The sequence below is a fragment of the Streptomyces sp. NPDC002104 genome (assembly GCF_053593795.1).
Genome location: NZ_JBSFDF010000001.1, coordinates 295,091 through 315,919, shown reverse-complemented (window position 1 = coordinate 315,919; position 20,829 = coordinate 295,091). Strand labels below are relative to the sequence as shown.

The 20,829-nt window shown below is 73.3% G+C and carries 17 protein-coding genes; 14 read left to right on the top strand and 3 right to left on the bottom strand.

Annotated elements, in window-relative coordinates; translation table 11 throughout:
• Window positions 1–2 precede the first annotated feature (2 nt).
• Entirely contained in the window at window positions 3–1,508 is a 1,506-nt protein-coding gene (locus ACWCP2_RS01365; protein ID WP_450906514.1) for an SDR family oxidoreductase, read from the bottom strand.
• Window positions 1,509–1,724: 216 nt separating this feature from the next.
• On the opposite strand from ACWCP2_RS01365, the gene ACWCP2_RS01360 reads away from it, so the two are divergent.
• From ACWCP2_RS01360 to ACWCP2_RS01305, 12 genes are all read left to right on the top strand, one after another.
• Entirely contained in the window at window positions 1,725–3,059 is a 1,335-nt protein-coding gene (locus tag ACWCP2_RS01360; protein WP_450906513.1) for an NAD(P)/FAD-dependent oxidoreductase, read from the top strand.
• A 128-nt stretch (window positions 3,060–3,187) separates the two neighbouring features.
• Complete coding sequence (locus tag ACWCP2_RS01355) at window positions 3,188–3,931, top strand: DUF1365 domain-containing protein (protein ID WP_450906687.1); 744 nt, start codon at window positions 3,188–3,190, stop codon at window positions 3,929–3,931.
• Complete coding sequence (locus ACWCP2_RS01350) at window positions 3,928–5,187, top strand: class I SAM-dependent methyltransferase (protein ID WP_450906512.1); 1,260 nt, start codon at window positions 3,928–3,930, stop codon at window positions 5,185–5,187. The genes ACWCP2_RS01355 and ACWCP2_RS01350 overlap by 4 nt, the downstream gene beginning before the upstream one ends.
• 56 nt (window positions 5,188–5,243) lie before the next feature.
• A complete protein-coding gene (locus tag ACWCP2_RS01345; protein ID WP_450906686.1) occupies window positions 5,244–5,990 on the top strand; it encodes a DUF1295 domain-containing protein in 747 nt (248 codons plus the stop codon).
• Between the two features lie 53 nt (window positions 5,991–6,043).
• On the top strand, window positions 6,044–6,523 hold the full coding sequence (locus ACWCP2_RS01340; protein WP_450906511.1) for an Lrp/AsnC family transcriptional regulator: 480 nt from the start codon (window positions 6,044–6,046) through the stop codon (window positions 6,521–6,523).
• A gap of 76 nt (window positions 6,524–6,599) precedes the next feature.
• Entirely contained in the window at window positions 6,600–7,277 is a 678-nt protein-coding gene (locus tag ACWCP2_RS01335) for an HAD family hydrolase (RefSeq protein WP_450906510.1), read from the top strand.
• Window positions 7,278–7,406: 129 nt separating this feature from the next.
• Window positions 7,407–8,774 carry a cytochrome P450 gene (locus ACWCP2_RS01330; RefSeq protein WP_450906509.1) on the top strand — a complete coding sequence of 456 codons (1,368 nt, stop codon included), beginning with the start codon at window positions 7,407–7,409 and terminating at the stop codon, window positions 8,772–8,774.
• Window positions 8,775–9,276: 502 nt separating this feature from the next.
• Complete coding sequence (locus tag ACWCP2_RS01325) at window positions 9,277–10,152, top strand: ABC transporter permease (RefSeq protein ID WP_450906508.1); 876 nt, start codon at window positions 9,277–9,279, stop codon at window positions 10,150–10,152.
• Window positions 10,125–10,907, top strand: coding sequence for an ABC transporter ATP-binding protein (locus ACWCP2_RS01320; protein WP_450906507.1), 783 nt, complete (start codon window positions 10,125–10,127; stop codon window positions 10,905–10,907). The genes ACWCP2_RS01325 and ACWCP2_RS01320 overlap by 28 nt, the downstream gene beginning before the upstream one ends.
• Before the next feature lie 80 nt (window positions 10,908–10,987).
• On the top strand, window positions 10,988–12,028 hold the full coding sequence (locus ACWCP2_RS01315; protein WP_450906506.1) for an ABC transporter substrate-binding protein: 1,041 nt from the start codon (window positions 10,988–10,990) through the stop codon (window positions 12,026–12,028).
• On the top strand, window positions 12,028–13,122 hold the full coding sequence (locus ACWCP2_RS01310) for an LLM class flavin-dependent oxidoreductase (protein ID WP_450906505.1): 1,095 nt from the start codon (window positions 12,028–12,030) through the stop codon (window positions 13,120–13,122). Before ACWCP2_RS01315 ends, ACWCP2_RS01310 begins: the two co-directional genes overlap by 1 nt.
• A 66-nt stretch (window positions 13,123–13,188) precedes the next feature.
• Window positions 13,189–14,280 carry an FAD-dependent oxidoreductase gene (locus tag ACWCP2_RS01305; protein ID WP_450906504.1) on the top strand — a complete coding sequence of 364 codons (1,092 nt, stop codon included), beginning with the start codon at window positions 13,189–13,191 and terminating at the stop codon, window positions 14,278–14,280.
• 33 nt (window positions 14,281–14,313) lie between these two features.
• Here ACWCP2_RS01305 and mltG read toward each other — a convergent pair whose 3' ends face one another.
• Together mltG and ACWCP2_RS01295 are read right to left on the bottom strand one after the other, a co-directional pair.
• Window positions 14,314–15,153, bottom strand: a complete 840-nt coding sequence (mltG, locus tag ACWCP2_RS01300) for an endolytic transglycosylase MltG (RefSeq protein WP_450906503.1) — start codon at window positions 15,151–15,153, stop codon at window positions 14,314–14,316.
• Window positions 15,154–15,216: 63 nt separating this feature from the next.
• The gene (locus tag ACWCP2_RS01295; protein WP_450906502.1) at window positions 15,217–17,169 is read right to left on the bottom strand and encodes an ABC transporter ATP-binding protein; all 1,953 of its coding nucleotides are present in this window, start codon (window positions 17,167–17,169) and stop codon (window positions 15,217–15,219) included.
• A gap of 107 nt (window positions 17,170–17,276) precedes the next feature.
• On the opposite strand from ACWCP2_RS01295, the gene ACWCP2_RS01290 reads away from it, so the two are divergent.
• Together ACWCP2_RS01290 and ACWCP2_RS01285 are read left to right on the top strand one after the other, a co-directional pair.
• Window positions 17,277–17,771, top strand: coding sequence for a MarR family winged helix-turn-helix transcriptional regulator (locus tag ACWCP2_RS01290; protein ID WP_450906501.1), 495 nt, complete (start codon window positions 17,277–17,279; stop codon window positions 17,769–17,771).
• A gap of 98 nt (window positions 17,772–17,869) precedes the next feature.
• On the top strand, window positions 17,870–20,806 hold the full coding sequence (locus ACWCP2_RS01285; protein WP_450906500.1) for an FAD-binding and (Fe-S)-binding domain-containing protein: 2,937 nt from the start codon (window positions 17,870–17,872) through the stop codon (window positions 20,804–20,806).
• Window positions 20,807–20,829: the final 23 nt, after the last annotated feature.

Genomic DNA, 20,829 nt, shown 5'->3' with positions numbered 1-20,829 from the left:
GGCTACGGCGTGTCCCCGTCGGCGGCGTCCGTACGCTCCGCCGCGCGGGCGATGTTGCGTGCCATGCCGCCGAAGACGACGGCGTGGAACGGCGACACGCTCCACCAGTACAGGTGCCCGAGCAGGCCGTGCGGATGGAACAGCGCCCGCTGGCGGTAGCAGGAGCCGACCCCGCCGGGGCCCGGCGGATCGGCGTGCAGTTCCAGCCAGGCCAGCCCCGGGAGCCGCATCTCGGCGCGCAGCCGCAGCAGCCGGCCCGGTTCGATCTCCTCCACCCGCCAGAAGTCCAGGGAGTCCCCCACCCGCAGCCGCGCCGCGTCCCGCCGGCCGCGGCGGATGCCGACTCCGCCGACGAGCCGGTCCAGCCAGCCCCGTACGGCCCAGGCCAGCGGGAAGGAGTACCAGCCGTTCTCCCCGCCGATGCCCTCCACCACCCGCCACAGCGCCCCGGGCGGGGCCTCGACGGCCAGCTCCCGGCTGTCGGTGTAGAGGCTGCCGCCGGCCCAGTCCGGGTCGGTGGGCAGCGGGTCGCTCGGCGCGCCCGGGAGGGAGGCGGAGGACCAGCGGGTGGTCACCCGGGCCTCGCGGATCCGCATCAGGGCGAGTTCGAGGGCCTCGTCGAAGCCGATGGGCGCGCCCGGCGGGTCCGGGACGTGGGCGGCGATGTCGTGCTCCGCGCACACCACCTCGTGCCGCAGGGATTCGGCGAGCGGCCGGGCCAGCGCCCTCGGCACGGGGGTGACCAGGCCGATCCAGTGGCTGGACAGCCTCGGGGTGAGCATCGGGACCCGCAGGATGAGGCGGGCGGGGAGCTGCGCGACGACGGCGTAGCGGCGCATCATCTCCTCGTACGTGAGCACGTCGGGCCCGCCGATGTCGAAGGCCCGGTTCACCTCGGGCGGCATGCCTGCGCTGCCGACCAGGTAGCGCAGCACGTCGCGGACGGCGATCGGCTGGCAGCGGGTGCCGACCCAGCTGGGGGTGACCATGACGGGCAGGCGTTCGGTCAGGTAGCGCAGCATCTCGAAGGACGCGGACCCGGATCCGATGACCACGGCGGCGCGCAGCACGGTGGCCGGGACGGCGCCGGCGAGGAAGATCTCCCCGACCTCGGCGCGCGAGCGCAGGTGCGGCGAGAGGGCGCGCTGCGGGATGTCCGAGGGGGTCAGGCCGCCGAGGTAGACGATCCGCCCGACCCCGGCGGCACGGGCCGCGTCCGCGAACGCCCGGGCGGCGTCCCGGTCGCGCTGTTCGAAGCCGGATCCGGTGCCGAGGGAGTGCACGAGGTAGTAGGCGACGTCGATGCCGGCCATCGCACCGTCGAGGGACGCGGGGTCCGTGACGTCTCCCCGGACGATCTCGGCGTCCCCGGCCCAGGGATGGTCGCGCAGCTTTTCCGGGGTGCGGGCCAGGCAGCGGACCCGGTGCCCGGCTTTCAGGAGTTCGGGTACCAGGCGTCCGCCGATGTATCCGGTCGCCCCGGTGACCAGGCAGTTCTTGCCCGTCATGGTTGTCTCCGCTCCTCGCGCGCTGTCCTTCGGTACCTCTGACCCCTGCCTCCGATTCCGCGCGGCACGCCGGATCGGATGCGGGATTCCCCCGTTCGGCACATCCAAGACCCCCCTCGGCTCCGAAGAGGGGGTGACGGGGCGCTCCGGCGACGGGGCGCTCCGGATGACGAGGTGCTCCGGATGTGGGGCGACGGGGTGACGAGGAGGAACACGATGACCGAGCGAGGGGCGCCACGCCCGCGTACAGCCGTGATCGGCGGGGGCGTGTCGGGGCTGACGGCGGCGTACGTCCTGGCGCGCTCGCACGAGGTGACCCTCTACGAGGCGGACGACCGGCTCGGCGGGCACGCGCACACCCACGAGGTCAAGGGGCCGGACGGGACGGTGCGGGCGGTGGATTCGGGGTTCATCGTCCACAACGACCGCACCTACCCGCACCTGCTGCGGCTCTTCGGGGAGCTGGGGGTGGCCACCCGGCCGACGACGATGAGCCTGTCGGTCCACTGCGAGGGCTGCGGGCTGGAGTACGCGGGTGCGCGCGGGCCGCGCGGGCTCTTCGCCCGGCCCCGGTCGGCCCTGAACCCTCAGTACCTGCGGATGCTGGCCCGGGTCCCGGAGTTCCACCGGCGGGCCAGGAGGCTGCTGGCCACCGGCACCGCCCCGGCCGCCGACGGCGGCGGCGGTACGGACCGGGGCGGCGACCGTACGGGCCGGGGCGGCGAGATCACGCTGGCCGAGTTCCTGCGGGAGGGCGGCTTCGGTGACTACTTCACCGCCCACTTCGCGATCCCGCTGGTCGCCTCGGTGTGGTCCTGCCCGCCGGACACGGCGCTCGGGTACCCGGCCCGGTACCTGTTCCGGTTCCTGGAGCACCACGGACTCCTCTCGGTGGGCGGCTCCCCGGCCTGGCGTACGGTCGAGGGCGGCTCGGCGCGCTACGTGGAGCTGCTCCGCGAGCAGTTGGACGCCGTGTACACGGCCACGCCCGTACGGTCCCTCGCCCGCACCCCGCAGGGCGTGGCGGTCACCACCGCCGGCGGGGCCACCGCGCTCTACGACGCGGTGGTCGTCGCCGTCCACGCCGACCAGGCGCTGCGCCTGCTGGCCGATCCGACGGACGCGGAACGCGCCGCGCTCGGCGCCTTCCGCTACTCCCGCAACCGGACCGTGCTGCACACCGACGCCTCGGTGCTGCCGCGCACGCCCGGCGCCCGGGGCTGCTGGAACTACCGGCTGTCGGGGTGCCGGCCCACCGACGCGCACGTGCGGGTCAGCTACGACATGAACCGGCTCCAGGGGCTGGACGGGCCGGAGCCGTACGTGGTCACGCTGAACGCGGGCGGGGCCGTACGGCCGGAGGCGGTTCTGGCCGAGATGGATTACGAACACCCCGTCTACACCACGGAGTCGGTGGCGGCCCAGCGGCTCCTGCCGGCCCTGTCGGGGCCGGTGACGGCCTTCGCCGGGGCCTACCACGGGTGGGGGTTCCACGAGGACGGCTGCCGCTCGGGCGTGGAGGCAGCCGCCGCCCTGGGGGTGTCGTGGTGACCCCCAGGCCGACGAAACTGCGCGCGGCGAAGGCCCGCCCCGGCGAGGTCCGTCCCGCGGACGCCCGCCCCGCCAGGGCCCGCCCCGCCGAGGCCCGCCCGGCCGAGCCCTGCCTCTACCGGGCCGACATCCGGCACGTCCGGTCGGGCGGGAGCCGCTACCGGCTGCGGCACCGTACGTACCTGTGGCTGGTGGACCTCGACCGGCTGCCGCGCCTCCCCCGGCCGCTGCGGCCGCTCGCCCGGTTCGAGGCGCGTGACCACTTCGGCGGCGGCGCCGCCTCGATCCGGGCCGGCCTGGACGCCTTCCTGGCGGCGCGCGGCGCCTCGCTCCCGCCGGGTTCGCGGGTGCTGATGCTCGCGCACGCCCGGGTGTTCGGCCACGTCTTCAACCCGCTGACCGTGTACTGGTGCCGCGGGCCGGACGGCTCCCTGCGCCACGTGGTGGCCGAGGTGCACAACACGTACGGCGAACGGCACTGCTACCTGCTCCCGCCGGAGACCGCCCGCGGCGCCCGCAGCGACCACGGCGACCGGGGCGACCTCGACGTGTCCCCGGTCCCCAAGGAGTTCTACGTCTCCCCCTTCCTCGCGGTGGAAGGGGCCTACCGCATGCAGCTGCCCGAACCGGGCGAACACCTGACCCTGACCGTCCGGCTGGCCGGCGGGACGGACGGGGCCCGGCTGACCGCCACCGTCCGCGGCGAACGCCGCCCCGCCGGCGCCCTCGGACTGCTGCGCGCCGCGCTGCGCCGGCCCTGGTCCACGGCCGCCGTCAGCGCCGGCATCCGTTTCCACGGCGTCCGGCTGTGGCTGCGCGGTCAGCCCGTCCGGCCGCGCCCCATACACGTACCCCAGGAGGGTCTGAAGTGAGCACGTCGACCACCAGCACCACCACCGCCGCCGCCCCGGCCGTGCCGCCCTGTTCCCGGGCCAGGGCCGCCGTCGGACGGCTGCTGATCCGCCGGGCCCTGGACCGGCTGCCGCTCCAGGTCCGGATGGGCCCCGACGGAACCCTCGGGCGGGGCGGCCCCGCGATGGCGGTGTACGACCCGGACGCCTTCGAGCGCCGGATCGCGGCCGAGGGACTGATCGGCTTCGGCGAGTCCTACCTTGCCGGGGAGTGGGACGCGCGCGACCCGGTCGCCGTCCTGACGGTGCTGGCCCGGCACGTGACGGGCCTGGTCCCGGCCCCCCTCCAGCGGCTGCGCGGCCTGTGGGCCTCCCGGCACCCGGCCTCGGACCGCAACACCCCGGACGGCTCGCGGACGAACATCCAGCGCCACTACGACCTGTCGAACGAGCTCTTCGCCGAGTTCCTCGATCAGACGATGACCTACTCCTCGGCGGTGTTCCGCACCCTGCCCGCCGGCCCGGAGGAGCTCACCGAGGCCCAGTACCGCAAGATCGACATGCTGCTGGACCTGGCGGGGACCGGTCCCGGCACCCGGCTGCTGGAGATCGGCACGGGCTGGGGCGAGCTGGCCGTACGGGCCGCCCGGCGCGGTGCGCACGTGGTCACCCTGACCCTGTCGCGGGAGCAGCGCGAGCTTGCGCTGCGCCGGATCGCGGCCGCCGGGCTGTCCGACCGCGTCGAGGTGCGGCTGTGCGACTACCGGGAGGCCGAGGGGAGCTACGACGCCATCGTGAGCGTCGAGATGATCGAGGCGGTCGGTGCCGAGTACTGGCCGGTGTACTTCGCCACGCTGGACCGGCTGCTGGCGCCCGGCGGGCGGGTCGCGCTCCAGGCGATCACCATGCCGCACAAGCGGATGCTCGCCACCCGGGACACGTACACCTGGATCCACAAGTACATCTTCCCCGGCGGCATGCTGCCGTCGGTGCGGGCGGTGGAGGAGGTGGCGCGCGCGCACTCCGGGCTGCGCGTGACCCGCTCCGAGGCCTACGGGGCGCACTACGCGCAGACGCTGAGGCTGTGGCGGGAACGGTTCGCCGAGCGGGCCGACCGGGTGGCGGAGCTGGGCTTCGACGCGACGTTCCGGCGGATGTGGACCTTCTACCTGGCCTACTGCGAGGCCGGTTTCGCCTCCGGCTACCTCGACGTGCACCAGTTCCTGCTGACCCGCACGGCCCCGGAGGGGCTCGCGGCGGGCGGGGGTCCGCGGTGAACTGGGGCGCCTTCGGGCTGGGCCTGGCCGTCTCGGCGGGGGCGGCCCTCGCCGTCATGCTGGCCGCCTTCGCCATCGGGGTCCGGCTGCGCAGGCACCGCGGGGTGGACGTGGCCTGGGGCCTGGGCTTCGTCGGCGTCGCGGTGGCCACGTACGCGACGTCGGGCGGCCGGCACCCGCTTCCGGCGCTCCTGGCAGTGCTGTGGGGCCTGCGGCTGGCGGGGCACATCGCGTGGCGGGGCCGGGGGCACGGCGAGGACCCGCGCTACGAGCGGATGCTCTCCCGGGCACCGGGCAACCCGACCTGGTACGCGCTGCGCACGGTCTACCTGCTCCAGGCGGGCCTGGTCTGGCTGGTCTCGCTGCCCGTGCAGGCGGCGGCGTACGCGACCGGGCGCCCCGGGGCCCTGGCCGTGGCGGGCACGGCGCTGTGGCTCTGCGGGCTGCTCTTCGAGGGGGTCGGCGACCACCAGCTGGCCCGTTTCAAGGCCGATCCCGCGAACCGGGGGCGGATCATGGACCGGGGCCTGTGGTCCTGGACCCGGCACCCGAACTACTTCGGCGACTTCTGCGTGTGGTGGGGGCTGTCGCTGACCGCCTGGACCTCGGGCGCGGCGGTGGCGGTGTCGGTGGTCTCCCCGCTGGTGATGTCGTACCTGCTGATCGGCGGCAGCGGCAAGCGGCTGCTGGAGCGGCACATGGCGGACCGCCCCGGGTACGCCGAGTACCGGGCCCGGACCAGCGGATTCCTGCCCCTGCCGCCGCACCGGCCGCGGCGCCACCGCAGGTCAGAGCGTGTTTGATCGCTTCTGATCCCGTACGTACCCATATCGGGCCGCGTTGGTACAGTCGCGGCATGGCGGTGGACGAGCTCGACACACGCATCCTGCGCCTGCTGATCGAGCAGCCGCGCACCAGCGTCCGGGAGTACGCCCGGATCCTCGGCGTCGCGCGCGGCACGCTCCAGGCCCGGCTCGACCGGCTGGAGCGCACCGGGGTGATCACCGGGACCGGGCCCGTGCTCTCCCCCGCCGCCCTCGGGCATCCCGTCCTGGCCTTCGTGCACATCGAGGTCACCCAGGGCCACCTGGATGAGGTCGGCGACGCGCTGGCCTCCGTACCGGAGATCATCGAGGCCTTCTCCATCACCGGCGGCGGGGACCTGCTGACCCGGGTGGCCGCGCGGGACAACGCGCATCTGGAGGACGTCATCCAGCGGCTGATCCGGCTGCCCGGCGTGGTGCGCACCCGTACCGAGGTGGCGCTGCGCGAGCGGGTGGCGCACCGGCTCCTCCCCCTGGTCGAGTCCGTGGGACGGGCAGCACGGAATCCCTAAAAATACTGACAAGATGGACGGGACAGGAGCAGGACAGACACCGGCACGACCGGCACCGGCAGGACGGGCACAGCGGATGATCTCCGTCATATTCGATCTCGACGGCACTCTCGTGGACAGCGAGCCGAACTACTACGAGTCCGGGCGGCTCACCCTGGAGCGCCACGGGGTCCCCGATTTCACCTGGGAGCAGCACTCCCGGTACATCGGCATCGGCACCCTGGAAACCCTGGAGATCCTCCGGGACGAGTACGGCATCACGACCCCGGTGGAGCAGTTGCTCGCCGAGCAGAACGCCGCCTACCTGGAGCTCGCGCGGACCCGCACCGAGGCCTACCCGGAGATGCGCGCGTTCGTGCGGCGGCTGCACTCCGAAGGCGTCCCGATGGCGGTGGCCTCGGGTTCCTCGCGCGAGGCGATCGACGCGGTGCTGGAGGGCACCGGGCTGGACGCCCTGCTGACCACGGTGGTCTCCGCCGAGGAGGTCGCGCAGGGCAAGCCCGCCCCGGACGTGTTCCTGGAGGCGGCGCGCCGGCTGGGCGCGGACCCCGCCGACTGCGTGGTCGTCGAGGACGCGGCGCCGGGCGCCCTGGCCGCGCACGCGGCGGGCATGCGGTGCGTGGCGATCCCCTACGTGGCGGCCACGGCCGACGACCCGGCCTTCGCGGCGGCCGGGCTGCTCTTCCCCTCCGGGCAGGCGGAGTTCAGCGCGGACAGCGCCTACAGCTGGCTCACCGCGGCTCAGGCGGCCTGAGCCGCGGGGGCGCGCTGAGCGCACAGGAACCACGGAACCCCGGATTCGCCGCATTCCTGCCGCGGCCCCGGGGTTCCGGGGTTCCGGCGCGCTCTGGCGTCCTGGGGGCGGCGCTGTCACCATGCCGGGGTGACCGCCACCCTGACGCCCGCGGGCTCCGAGCGCGGACCGCGCCGCTGGCCCCTGCTGGGGAACCTCCCCGCCTTCGCCCGCGATCCGCTGGCCTTCTTCGAGTCGCTGCGCGACGAGTACGGGGACTGGGTGCCCTGGGCTCTCGGCCCGCAGCGCAACGTCCTGGTCTCGCTGCCGGAGCACGCCGGTGAACTGCTCGGCGCCGTGGAGTCCACCTTCAGCCCGACCGAACTGGGCTGGGCCTTCCGGCAGTTGCTGGGCAACGGGGTGGTCGTGGCCACCGGCGAGGACTGGCGGCGCAAGCGGGCACTGGTGCAGCCCTCGGTGCGGCCGCGCCAAGTCCGCGCGTACGCCGGCACGATGGTGGAGTGCGCCGACGCGCTGGTCTCCGCCTGGAGCGACGGCGCGCGGATCGACGTGCACCGGGAGATGGCCGGACTCACCCAGCGCATCGCGGTGCGCACCCTGTTCGGGAGCGACGCGGCCGGCCGGGAGGCGCCGATCAGCGCGGCCATGGCCACCGCGCAGCGCGAACTCGGCGCCGAGTTCCGGGGCGTGACGATGTTCCTGCCACCCTGGGTGCGGACTCCGGGCCGGCGCAGGATGCGGGCGGCCGTGGACGTCCTCGACCGCGAGATCGAGCACGTCATACGGGAGCACGAGGCGGCCTCGGCGGCCGGCGAGGAGCGGGACGACCTCCTGAGCAGGCTGCTCTCCGCCCGCGACGAGAACGGCGGCCCCCTGTCGCGCACGGAGCTGCGGGACGAGTCGATCACCCTGTACATCGGCGGCCACGAGACCACCTCGACCACCCTGACCTGGGCCTGGCAACTGCTCTCCGGGGCACCGGAGGCCCGGGAGCGGCTGACGGAGGAGCTGGACCGGGTGCTCGGCGGCCGGCTGCCGACGTACGAGGACTACGCGCGGCTGCCCTGGACCCAGCAGGTGGTCAAGGAAGCGCTGCGGATCTATCCGCCGATCTGGCTGATCTCCGCGGTCGCCGGGGAAGGCGCCACGCTCGGCGGCCGTCCGGTCCCGGCCGGCCTGTCGGTGTGGATCAGCCCGTGGGCGATGCACCGGGACGAGCGCTGGTTCCCGGAGCCGGAGGCCTTCCGTCCCGAGCGCTGGTCCGCCGAAGGGACCGACGCCCACCGGATCCCGGAACACGCCTGGTTCCCCTTCGGCGGCGGCCCGCGCGCCTGCCTGGGCGCCCGCTTCGCCCTGGTCGAGGCCGCCCTGGTGCTGGCGGTCGTGGCCCAGCGCTTCCACCTGGACAGCGGCCCGACCCGGGCGAGGGTTCTCCCGGGCCTCACCCTCCAGCCCAGGGACCCGGTCCTGGCCACCCTGCGCGCACACCGCCCCTGACGCTTCACGGAACGACGCAGGGTCACCGCGTCCCGACGGGAGAGACCGGAATCCCAAGGGCCGAGACGCCATTGACCCGGGGCGGGCGAATGGCTAAGTTTCGCCGCATGTTGCGTCCCGTCATGCTCACCACGCGCGGTCACATCGACCTGCTGCGGGTGGCCTCCGCCGCGTGTTGCCGCGGCTGCTGACGCCCTTCTCCTGTGGCACGAGCGCGCTCCCCTTTCGCACACCCTGAGCCGCTGATCCACTGAGTCGCCGATCCCGCGATCCGCCGACCCGGTGATCCCGCGAACCGCCGATCCGCGGATCCCGCAGGCACCGGTCCGCCGCGGCCGGGCTCCAGCGGCTCCGGTTCCCCGCACCCCGCAGCCCCCGAACTCCGCCTCCGCACACGGCGGGTGGGGCCGACGGGCGTGGAGGCCGACGGGCGTGCGCTCCCTCCTGCCCCGCACCTGCCCCGCATCTCCCCCGCCTCCCTCTCCCCTTCCGTGGAGCACCCATGACTCTCACCAGCCATGCTCGACCGGACATATCCGTAAAGAGAGCATCCGTGCACTCGGTCGGCGCGGCCCCGGTACTCGTGCCCGTCGTACCCGCCTCCGCGAAACGGCGCTCCCCGCCCCGCTGGGCGCGGCGCACCATCGGACCGCTCCTGCTGCTCGCCGCATGGCAACTGGCCAGCAGTCTCGGCTGGTTGCCGGCCGAAACCCTCGCTCCGCCCTCGACCATCGCCCGCGCCGCGGCCGACCTGATCGGGGACGGCACCCTGCCCGCCGCGATGGGGGTGTCGCTCCAGCGCGTGGCGGTCGGACTCGTCCTGGGCGGGACCATCGGCACGGTACTGGCTCTGCTGTCCGGGCTCTCGCGGCTGGGCGAGGACCTGATCGACGCGAGCGTGCAGATGCTGCGCACGGTGCCCTGGGTGGGGCTCATCCCGCTGTTCATCATCTGGATGGGCATCGGGGAGGCGCCCAAGGTGGCGCTGATCGCCCTCGGTACCGCCTTCCACCTCTACCTGAACGTCTACGCCGGGATCCGCGGGGTGGACGAGCAACTGATCGAAGCGGGCGGGGCGCTGGGGCTCGGCCGCTGGGGTCTGGTCCGGCACGTGGTGCTGCCGGGCGCACTGCCCGGCTTCATGACCGGGCTGCGGTACTCCCTCGCCACCGGCTGGCTGGCCCTGGTGTTCGGGGAGTCCATCAACGCCGACGCCGGGATCGGGTTCCTGATGAACCAGGCCCGCGAGTTCTTCCGCACGGACGTCATCGTCGTCTGCCTCGTCGTCTACGCCTTCCTCGGCCTCACCGCCGACCTCATCGTCCGCGCTCTCGAAAGGCTGCTGCTGCAATGGCGACCGACCTTCACCGGCCAGTGACCGCTGCCGCCGCCACCACCGTCACGGCGGAGCCGGCGGACGTGACAGACCCGGCCGACCCGGGCGGCGCCGCCGTACGGGTCCGGGGGCTGACCCGGTCCTTCGACGGCCGGGCCGTCATCGACGGACTCGATCTGACCTTGCGGCCGGGGCAGTTCACCGTGCTCCTGGGCCGCAGCGGCTGCGGGAAGTCCACGCTGCTGCGGGTGCTCGCCGGTCTGGACCGGGAGATCGAGGGCGAGGTCCTGGTGCCCGAGCGCCGGGCGGTGGCCTTCCAGGCTCCCCGGCTGATGCCCTGGAAGCGGGTCTGGCGCAATGTACTGCTCGGCCTGCCCGGGCGTCCCGAACGGGGGCGCGCGGAACGGGCGCTGGCCGAGGTCGGGCTGGAACACCGCACCGACGCCTGGCCGAAGACCCTGTCCGGCGGCGAGGCGCAGCGCGCCTCACTGGCCCGCGCCCTGGTCCGCGAGCCCGATCTGCTGCTGCTGGACGAGCCGTTCGGCGCGCTCGACGCGCTGACCCGGATCAACGCCCAGCGGCTGGTCGCCGAGTTGTGGCAGCGGCGCGGCTGCGCGGTGCTGCTGGTCACGCACGACGTCGACGAGGCGGTGCTGCTGGCCGACCGCGTGCTCGTCATGGACGAGGGCCGCATCGCCCACGACACCGAAGTGCCGCTGGAGCGGCCGCGCTCGGTCGGCGACCCCGGCTTCGCCGTGCTGCGCGCCCGGCTACTGGCCGAGCTCGGCGTCGGCTGAACCCGGCGTCGGCCGAGCTCCGGCCGACCCCCCTTGCTCCCCTGCCCTGGTTCCCGTACGAGAGATCGAAGAGAAGCGACATGAGACGTCACACCCTGCCCCTGCTCGCCGCCCTGCTCCCGCTGTCGCTGGTCCTGACCGCCTGCGGCGGCGATTCGGCCGCCGACACCGGTTCCGGCGCGAAGGACGGCGCCAAGAGCGGCGCCAAGGTCACCCTCAACGTGGGTGACCAGAAGGGCGGTTACGAGTCGCTGCTGCGGGCCGCCGGTGAACTGGAGAAGATCGACTACGAGATCAAGTGGTCCACCTTCACCTCCGGTCCCCCGCTGCTGGAGGCCGTCAACGCCAAGGCCGTCGACATCGGCGGCGTCGGCAACACCCCGCCCGTCTTCGCCGCCGCGGCCAAGTCGAAGATCACGGTGGTGGGCGCCTCCCACGGCTCCTCCGCCGGCGAGGCGATCCTCGTCCCCAAGGGCTCCGCCCTCCGGACCCCCGCCGAGCTGCGCGGCAAGAAGATCGCGGTGGCGCAGGGCAGTTCGGCCCACTTCCAGCTGATCGCGAGCCTCCAGCAGGCCGGCCTGACCCCGTCCGACGTGCAGATCACCCTGCTCCAGCCCGCCGACGCGCTGGCCGCCTTCAACAGCGGCAAGGTCGACGCGTGGGCGGTGTGGGACCCGTACACCTCCCAGGTGCTGCGCACCGGCGCCCGCATCCTGACCAGCGGCGAGGGGGTCGTCAACGGGCTCTCCTTCCAGGTGGCGGCGCCCGGCGCGCTGGCGGACGAAGGCAAGGGGAAGGCCATCGGGGACTTCCTCCAGCGCCTCCAGCGGGCCCAGGACTGGGTGTTCAAGCACCCGGAGGAGTGGGCCAAGGTCTGGTCGAAGGAGACCGGGCTGCCGTACGAGGTGGCCTTCGACGCGGTGAAGCGGAGCAACGGCACCCGGGTACCGGTCGCCGTGGACGATGCGGCCGTGGCCTCCGAGCAGAAGATCGCCGACACCTTCACCGAGCTGAAGCTGATCCCCGGCAAGGTCGTCTTCAAGGATTTCGTGGACCCCCGCTTCAACGAGAACCTGCCGCCCTCCACCACCCCCGCGCGCACGTACGGGAAGGACTCCTGATGACGGTACGACTGCACTGGTTCCTGCCGACCGGCGGCGACGGCCGCACCCTGGTCGACCGGCACGCCTACGCCAACAACCACGCCGCCGCCGGGGTGCGCGAGCCCGACATCGAGTACCTCGCCCAGATCGCGAAGGCGGCCGAGCGGCTCGGCTTCGAGGCGGTGCTCACTCCGACCGGCACCTGGTGCGAGGACGCCTGGCTGACGACGGTGGCGCTCGCGCAGCACACCGAGCGGCTGAAGTTCCTCGTGGCCTTCCGGCCCGGGGTGATCTCGCCGACGCTGGCCGCGCAGATGGCGGCGACGTACCAGCGGATCACGCGCGGCCGGCTGCTGCTCAACGTGGTGACGGGCGGTGACTCGGCGGAGCAGCGGCGGTTCGGCGACCACCTCGGCCACGATCTGCGCTACGCGCGCACGGCCGAGTTCCTGTCGGTCGTACGCGGCGTCTGGGGCGGGCAGCCCTTCGACTTCCACGGCGAGCACTACCGGATCGACGGCGGGCTGACCGCGGTGCCGCCGGACCCGCTGCCGGAGATCTTCTTCGGCGGGTCCTCGGCCGCGGCGGGTCCGGTGGCCGCCGAGCACGCGGACGTGTACCTGACGTGGGGCGAGCGGCCGCAGGAGGTGAAGGAGAAGATCGACTGGATCCGTTCGCTGGCCGAGGAGCGGGGCCGGACGGTGAAGTTCGGCATCCGGCTGCACACCATCTCCCGGGACTCGGCGAAGGAGGCCTGGGCGGCGGCGGACCGGCTGCTCGGCGACCTGGACGACGCGTCCATCGCGGCGGCCCAGGAGGCGCTGGGCGCGAGCGAGTCGGTCGGTCAGCAGCGGATGCTCGCCCTGCACGGCGGCTCGCGCGACAAGCTGGAGATCTCCCCGAACCTGTGGGCCGGGGTCGGCCTGGTGCGCGGGGGCGCCGGTACGGCGCTGGTCGGGAGCCACGGGGACGTGGCGGACCGGATCGAGGAGTACCACGCGCTCGGGATCGAGAATTTCGTGCTGTCGGGCTATCCGCACCTGGAGGAGGCGTACTGGTTCGGCGAGGGGGTGACTCCGGAGCTCGCGGCGCGCGGTCTGCTCGCGCGCTGAGGCGGGGTCCGGGGTCCGGGGCCCGAGCCCGGGAAGATCTCGGCGCCGCCCCCAGTTGGTAGAACCGTGAACGAATTCGCGGTGCAGAACGTGGACGTGACGGACCTGGTGGACGTGGTGGTCGTGGGCGCGGGGCAGGCGGGCCTGTCCAGCGCCTACCACCTGGCGCGGGCCGGCATCGGCCACGTGGTCCTGGACCACGCACCGCGCCCGGGCGGCGCATGGCAGTTCCGCTGGCCCTCGCTCACCTACGGCAAGGTCCACGGCATGCACGCGCTGCCCGGGATGGAACTCACCGGCGCCGATCCCCTGCGGCCGTCTTCTGAGGTGATAGCGGAGTACTTCGCGGCCTACGAGGACCGCTTCGGCCTGCGCGTGCGCCGGCCGGTGGACGTGACCGCCGTACGCGACGGGGCGGACGGCCGGCTGCTGGTGGAATCCCGGGCCGGTACCTGGTCGGCGCGGGCACTGATCAATGCCACCGGGACCTGGGACCGGCCGTTCTGGCCGCGCTACCCGGGGCAGGAACTCTTCCGCGGCCGTCAGCTGCACACGGCGAACTACCCGGGCCCGTCGGAGTTCGCCGGAGCCCGGGTCGTCGTCGTGGGCGGCGGCACCTCGGCGGTGCAGCACCTGCTGGAGATCGCCGAGGTGGCGGCGGAGACCACCTGGGTCACCCGGCGGCCGCCGGTGTTCCGCGACGGAAGCTTCGGCGAGGCACAGGGCCGCGCGGCCGTGGCCCTGGTGGAGGACCGCGTACGGCAGGGCCTGCCGCCCCGCAGCGTGGTCAGCGTCACCGGGCTGCCGCTGAACGAGGCCGTCCGGGCCGGGCTGGACTCCGGCGTCCTGGACCGCCGCCCGATGTTCGACCACCTCACGAGGACGGGGGCCGCTTGGCAGGACGGCAGCCGGGTGGAGGCGGACGTGATCCTGTGGGCCACCGGCTTCCGCCCCGCCATCGACCACCTGGCCCCGCTGCGCCTGCGCGAGCCGGGCGGCGGCATCCGCCTCGACGGCACCCGCGCGGTCCGCGACGAGCGGATCCACCTGGTCGGCTACGGCCCCTCGGCCTCCACCATCGGCGCCAACCGCGCCGGCGGCGCCGCAGCCCGCGAAATCCGCCGCCTGCTCACCCGCACCGGCGCCCCGGTCCGCTGAGGCTGGCGGACTCAGGCCTGCGCCCCGGCCGCGTCAGGTCGTGTGTGAAGCCCCTCGGAGGCGGTTGAACTCGGCCACGTGGCGCTTGTGCTCCTCGTACGTCGACGAGAAGCGGGTGTCGCCCTGTTTCACGGTGACGAAGAAGAGCCAGTTCCCGGGGGTCGGGGCCACCGCGGCGGCCATGGCCTGCAGGCCGGGGCTGTCGATCGGGGTGGGCGGCAGGCCCTGGCGTTCGTACGTGTTGAAGGGGCTGTCGATCTTCGTCTCGCTCAGCTTGGTGTCCACCGTGGAGCGGTTCAGCGCGTAGTTGATGGTGGAGTCCATCTGGAGCGGCATCGACTTCGCCAGCCGGTTGTGCACCACCCGGGCCACCTTGCCCATGTCCCCGCGGGTCTCGGCCTCCGCCTCGATGATGCTTGCGAGGGTGGCCGTCTGGTACGGGGTCATTCCGTGGGCCTTGCCGCCGTCGGCGACGGCCTTGGTGGCGAGGCTCTTGTTGGCCGTCTCGACCATGTACGTGAGCAGCGAGGCCGGGGTGGACTGCGAGGTCACCGGGTACGTGGCCGGGAAGAGGTAGCCCTCCGGGTTGCCCTTCGCCTCGGCGGGCAGTGGCAGGGCGGTCGCGGCGACCGCGGCCTTGGTGGAGCCGGGCGGGAGCTTCAGTTCTCGGTCGATGGCGGCGTAGACCTGGGGGGCCCGCCAGCCCTCGGGGATCAGCAGCCGGCGTGGTTTCTCGGGCGCCTGCTCCCCGGGAATCAGGGGGATCAGGAGAGCTGCCCCGAGTCCCAGGACGGTTCCGAGGAAGAGCGCCAGCCTGCCCCGGCGGGTGAGCCGGGAACGGCGCGGTGACGGCGGCCGGTTCTCATGAGGCATGCGGGCACGCTAACCCGCGAACCATCAGATTCCCGACATCCGACCCGTGTGCCGGTCATACGATCACACGTTCACCGGGGTCGGTTCGGTGCCCCGCAGGGTGTCCGGCTTGAAGGTCCCGGGCTTGAGCAGGCCCGCCGTGCGGATCTCGGAACCGAGCGCCCCGGACAGGAGCCCTCCGGAGGACGGGCTCTGTGGCTTGAGCGCGGTCTCCCGGTCGCGGCGGACCAGGGCGGCGTACCGGCCGTCAGCCTCCAGCAGCTCCTCATGGGTGCCGCGCTCCGCTATCCGGCCCCCGTCGAGGACGACGATCTGGTCGGCGTCACGGACGGTGGAGAGGCGGTGGGCGATGGTGATGGTGGTGCGGCCCTGGGAGAGGTTGTCGATGGCCCGCTGCACGGCGTGCTCCGTACGGGTGTCCAGCGCGCTGGTGGCCTCGTCGAGGATCAGGACCGGCGGGTCGCGCAGGATGGTGCGCGCGATGGCCAGGCGCTGCTTCTCCCCGCCGGAGAACCGGTAGCCGCGCTCGCCGACCAGGGTGTCGTAGCCGTCGGGCAGGGACTCGATGTGCTCATGGATCTGGGCCGCGCGGGCCGCCTCCGCTATCTCCTCGTCGGTGGCGTCCGGCTTGGCGAAGCGCAGGTTGTCGGCGACGGAGGCGTGGAAGAGGTAGGTCTCCTGGGAGACCACGCCTATGGAGCGGGCCAGGGAGTCGAAGTCGAGGTCGCGCACGTCCACGCCGTCGAGGGCGACCCGGCCGCGGGTGACGTCGTAGAGCCGGGGCACGAGATAGCTCAGCGTGCTCTTGCCGGATCCGGTCGGTCCGACCACCGCGAGGGAACCGCCGGCCGGGACCGTGATGTCGATGCCCGTGAGGGTGGGGCCGCTCTTGGTGTCGTAGGCGAAGTGGACGTCCTCCAGGCGGACCTCGCCCTTGGCGCGGTCGAGGCGGACGGGTTCCTCGCGCTCGGTGATGTCCACCGGCAGGTCGAGGTACTCGAAGATGCGGGCGAAGAGCGCCAGGGAGGTCTGGATCTGGACGCCGGTCGACAGCAGGCTCACGGCGGGCCGGAACAGGCCCTGCTGGAGGGTGACGAAGGCGACGAGGGTGCCGACCGAGAGCGAGGGGGCTCCGGTCTGCAGGGCTATGCCGGCCGCCCAGTAGATGAGCGCGGGCATGGCGGCCATGACGATGCCGATGGTGGACATCCGCCAGCGCCCGGCCATGCTGGAGCGCACTTCCAGGTCGACGAGCTTCTCGGACTCCTCCGCGAAGGACGTGGTGAGCGAATCGGCGCGGCCCATGGTGCGGCCGAGCAGGATGCCGCTGACCGACAGGGACTCGGTGACCGTCGCGGCCATCGCGGCCATCTGCTTCTGGCGCTGCGCGGTGATCTTCTTGCGCTCGCCGCCGACGCGGCGGCTGATCCACACGAAGACGGGCAGCAGCGCGAGCGAGACGAGCGTGAGCCGCCAGTCGAGCGCGAGCATCGCCACGACGGAGGCGATGACTGCCGTGGCGTTCGAGACGAGGGAGGTCGCCGTGGAGGTGACCGTGGCCTGCATGCCGCCGATGTCATTGGCGATGCGGGACTGCACCTCGCCGGTGCGCGTGCGGGTGAAGAAGGCCAGCGGCATCCGCTGGAGCTGGGCGTAGACGGCGGTGCGCAGATCGTGCATGACGCGCTGGCCGACGGTGGTGGATATCAGGGTCTGGAGCACGCCGAAGATGCTGGTGACCACGGCCGTCGCGATCATGCCGAGGGCGAGCAGGCTCAGCAGCCCGGTCCGGCCCTGCGGGATCGCGACGTCGAGGACCTCCTTCAGCAGGAAGGGGGTGGCCACACCGACCAGCGAGGAGGCCGCGACCAGGACGCCGACGACGGCGAGGCGGGCGCGGTAGGGCCGGAAGAGGCCGAGGATGCGGCGCAGCTCGCGCGGCCGCTCGTCCGGGGCGGGACCGCTGGGGTCCAGGGATTCCTTCGAGGGTTCCCACTCGGGTTCTTTGGGGCGCATGGGCCTCCTTCATGACAGGTGACGAGACTCGAATGAGCATAGCTCATTGTTACCTATACTCACAATGAATCTGGTCCTGATATCGTTCCCATTATGAGGACCGCAGCATGAGCACCGCTTCCGAGACCGACAGCAGCCAGGGCGCCGGCACCGACGGCACCGACACCACCGACGGCGTGCTCGCCGAGCAGCTGCTCCGCCTGACCCGGCGGCTCCACCGCATCCAGAAGCGCCATCTGGAGCCGCTCGGCATCACCCCGGCCCAGTCCCGGCTGCTGCGGACCGTCGCCCACCTCTCCGCGGTGCGGCCGCCCCGGATGGCGGACCTCGCCGCCCGCCTGGAGGTGGTGCCCCGCGCCGTGACCACGCTGGTCGACGGCCTGGAGAGCGCCGACTGCGTCCGCCGCGTGCCCGACCCGGAGAACCGCCGTGTCATAAGGATCGAGCTCACCGACACCGGCCGCGCCACGCTGCGGCGCCTGCGCAACGCGCGAACCGGCGCCGCAGAAGAGATCCTGGCTCCATTGACCGCCGATCAGCGCGAGGTGCTCGGCGGTCTGCTGAACGCTCTGGCGGACGCTCCGGCGGAGCACGGCTGCTGACGGGCGACGGTCCGGCCGGGACCGGGCCGGGACTGCGCCGAACGAGTGAGAGCGACTGAGCGGGACCGACCGACACGGCGCGAGTTGAGGGGCTGCAGATGCCACTGCTGGAACCGAAGCCGGGGGCCCTGCGCCCGCGCACCATCAGCGGTCCCGCCCCCGACCGGGTGCCGGACCGCGGCGCGGCGGGCACTCCCGAGCCGCTGCGGAGCGAGCTGTGCGAACTGCTGGGCGCCGGCAAGGTGCTCTCGGGCGTCTCCGACCTGGTCCGCTACGCCTCGGACGCCTCCCCGTACCGGTTCCTGCCCCAGGTCGTCGTGATCGCCGAGGACATCGACGACGTCTCCGCCGTCCTGTCCTACGCCCACGGCAAACAGCGCGAGGTGGTCTTCCGCGCCGCCGGGACCTCGCTCAACGGCCAGGCCCAGGGCGAGGACATCCTCGTCGACGTCCGCCGCCACTGGGCCGGGGTCGAGGTGCTGGAGGAGGGCCTGCGGGCCCGGATCCAGCCCGGCACCACCGTCGTGCGCGCCAATGCCGCGCTCGCCCGGCACGGCCGCGTCCTCGGACCGGACCCGGCCAGTGCCATCGCCTGCACCCTCGGCGGAGTCGTCGCGAACAACGCCTCGGGCATGACGGCGGGCACCACGAGGAACTCGTACCGCACCCTGTCCTCCCTCACCTTCGTCCTGCCGAGCGGCACCGTCGTGGACACCGCCGATCCGCTTGCCGACGAGGAGCTGGCGCACGCCGAGCCCGCCCTGTGCCACGGCCTGATGGAGATCAAGAAGGAGATCGAGGCCGATCCGGAGCTCGTCGCCCGCATCCGGGCCAAGTACGAGATCAAGAACACCACCGGCTACCGCCTCGACGCCTACCTCGACGGCGCCACCCCGGTGGAGATCCTGCGCGGGCTGATGGTCGGCTCCGAGGGCACGCTCGGCTTCATCGCCGAGGTCGTCTTCGACACCCTGCCGCTGGACCGCGAGCTCACCAGCGCGCTGCTCTTCTTCCCCTCACTGCCCGCCGCGGCCGCCGCCGTACCGCTCTTCAACGAGGCGGGGGCACTGGCCGTCGAGCTGATGGACGGCAACACCCTGCGCGCCTCGGTGAGCGTCGCGGGCGTCCCCGCCGACTGGGCCGCCCTGCCCAAGGACACCACCGCGCTGCTGGTGGAGTTCCGGGCCCCCGACGAGGCCGGCCGCGCGGAGTACGAGCGGCGGGCGGCCGAGGTGCTGGCCGGGCTGGACCTGGTGGCCCCGGTGGCCTCGGTCACCAACGCCTTCACCCGCGACGCCGGGACCATCTCCGGCTACTGGAAGGCCCGCAAGGCCTTCGTCACCGCCGTCGGCGGTGCCCGCGCCTCCGGCACCACCCTGATCACCGAGGACTTCGCGGTCCCCCCGTCCCGGCTGGCCGAGGCCTGCGAGGCCCTCCTCGCCCTCCAGGCGGAGCACGGCTTCGACGCCGCCGTCGCAGGCCACGCCGCCCACGGCAACCTGCACTTCCTGCTCGCCTTCGACGCCGGCCGGCCCGCGGACGTGGAGCGGTACGCCGCCTTCATGGACGCCTTCTGCCGGCTCACCGTCGAGCGCTTCGACGGCTCCCTGAAGGCCGAGCACTCCACCGGCCGCAACATGGCCCCGTTCCTGGAACTGGAGTGGGGGCCCCGGGCCACCGAGATGATGTGGCGCACCAAGCGGGTCATCGACCCGGACCTGGTGCTCGCCCCGCGGATCCTCCTGGACCGCGACCCGAAGGCGCACCTGCGCGGCCTCAAGACGATCCCGCAGGTGGAGGCCGTAGCCGATCCCTGCATCGAGTGCGGGTTCTGCGAACCGACCTGCCCCAGCGAGGACCTGACGACCACCCCGCGCCAGCGGATCGTGCTGCGCCGGGAGATGATGCGCCAGCAGCCCGGCTCCCCCGTGCTCGACGGACTGCTCGACGCCTACGGGTACGACGCCGTGGACACCTGCGCCGGCGACTCCACCTGCAAGCTCGCCTGCCCCGTGGGCATCGACACCGGCGCCCTGATGAAGGACTTCCGACACCGCCGGCACAGCCCGCGCGAGGAACGCGCGGCCGAGCTCGCCGCCCTGCGGTTCGGCGCCGTCGAAGGGGCCGCCCGGCTGGCCGTGGCCGCCGCCGACAAGATCACCGGCGCCGTCGGGGACGGAGTCCTGCGGGCCGTGACGGGGGCCGCGCGCAGGGCCGTACGGCCCGACCTGGTTCCGCAGTGGCTTCCTCAGGTCCCGGGTCCGGCGGCCCGCACACTGCCCGCCACCCGGCGCCCGGGCGCCGCCGCGGTCTACTACCCGGCCTGCGTGAACCGGATCTTCGGCGGCCCCGACGGCGCGTCCGGGCCGTCCCTGCCCGAGGCCGTGGTGGCGGTGTCGGAACGGGCGGGCAAGCCGGTCTGGATCCCCGGCGACGTCAGGGGAACCTGCTGCGCGACGATCTGGCACTCCAAGGGGTACGACGCCGGCAATCGCGTGATGGCCAACCGGATCGTGGAGGCCGCCTGGGGATGGACGGCCGGCGGGCGGCTGCCGCTCGTGGTCGACGCGTCCTCCTGCACCCTGGGCATCGCCCACGAGGTGGTCCCGTACCTGACGGACGACAACCGCGCGCTCCACGCCGAGCTGCGGATCGTCGACTCCATCGTCTGGGCCGCCGAGGAGCTGCTCCCCCACCTGGAGATCCGGCGCACGGTGGGCTCGGCGGTGCTCCACCCCACCTGTTCGATGCGGCACCTGGACAACGAGGCACAGCTGCGGGCGGTCGCCGAGGCCTGCGCGGACGAGGTGGTCGTCCCGTACGACGCGGGATGCTGCGCCTTCGCGGGCGACCGCGGCATGCTGCACCCGGAGCTGACGGAGTCGGCGACGGCGCGGGAGGCCGCCGAGGTGACGGCGCGGGAGTTCGACGCGCACCTGTCGGCGAACCGGATGTGCGAGGTGGGCATGGACCGGGCCACGGGCCGCAGCTACTACTCGGCGCTGCTGGAACTGGAGCGCGCCACCCGGCCCTAGGTCGTCCCCTTCGGATCTTGCCG

Bases quoted from the DNA above. Each gene is read 5' to 3' on its own strand.
- ACWCP2_RS01365 (WP_450906514.1), bottom strand. From the start codon at position 1,508: ATGACGGGCAAGAACTGCCTGGTCACCGGGGCGACCGGATACATCGGC.
- ACWCP2_RS01360 (WP_450906513.1), top strand. From the start codon at position 1,725: ATGACCGAGCGAGGGGCGCCACGCCCGCGTACAGCCGTGATCGGCGGG.
- ACWCP2_RS01345 (WP_450906686.1), top strand. From the start codon at position 5,244: ATGCTGGCCGCCTTCGCCATCGGGGTCCGGCTGCGCAGGCACCGCGGG.
- ACWCP2_RS01340 (WP_450906511.1), top strand. From the start codon at position 6,044: ATGGCGGTGGACGAGCTCGACACACGCATCCTGCGCCTGCTGATCGAG.
- ACWCP2_RS01335 (WP_450906510.1), top strand. From the start codon at position 6,600: ATGATCTCCGTCATATTCGATCTCGACGGCACTCTCGTGGACAGCGAG.
- ACWCP2_RS01325 (WP_450906508.1), top strand. From the start codon at position 9,277: ATGACTCTCACCAGCCATGCTCGACCGGACATATCCGTAAAGAGAGCA.
- ACWCP2_RS01320 (WP_450906507.1), top strand. From the start codon at position 10,125: ATGGCGACCGACCTTCACCGGCCAGTGACCGCTGCCGCCGCCACCACC.
- ACWCP2_RS01315 (WP_450906506.1), top strand. From the start codon at position 10,988: ATGAGACGTCACACCCTGCCCCTGCTCGCCGCCCTGCTCCCGCTGTCG.
- ACWCP2_RS01310 (WP_450906505.1), top strand. From the start codon at position 12,028: ATGACGGTACGACTGCACTGGTTCCTGCCGACCGGCGGCGACGGCCGC.
- mltG (WP_450906503.1), bottom strand. From the start codon at position 15,153: ATGCCTCATGAGAACCGGCCGCCGTCACCGCGCCGTTCCCGGCTCACC.
- ACWCP2_RS01295 (WP_450906502.1), bottom strand. From the start codon at position 17,169: ATGCGCCCCAAAGAACCCGAGTGGGAACCCTCGAAGGAATCCCTGGAC.
- ACWCP2_RS01290 (WP_450906501.1), top strand. From the start codon at position 17,277: ATGAGCACCGCTTCCGAGACCGACAGCAGCCAGGGCGCCGGCACCGAC.
- ACWCP2_RS01285 (WP_450906500.1), top strand. From the start codon at position 17,870: ATGCCACTGCTGGAACCGAAGCCGGGGGCCCTGCGCCCGCGCACCATC.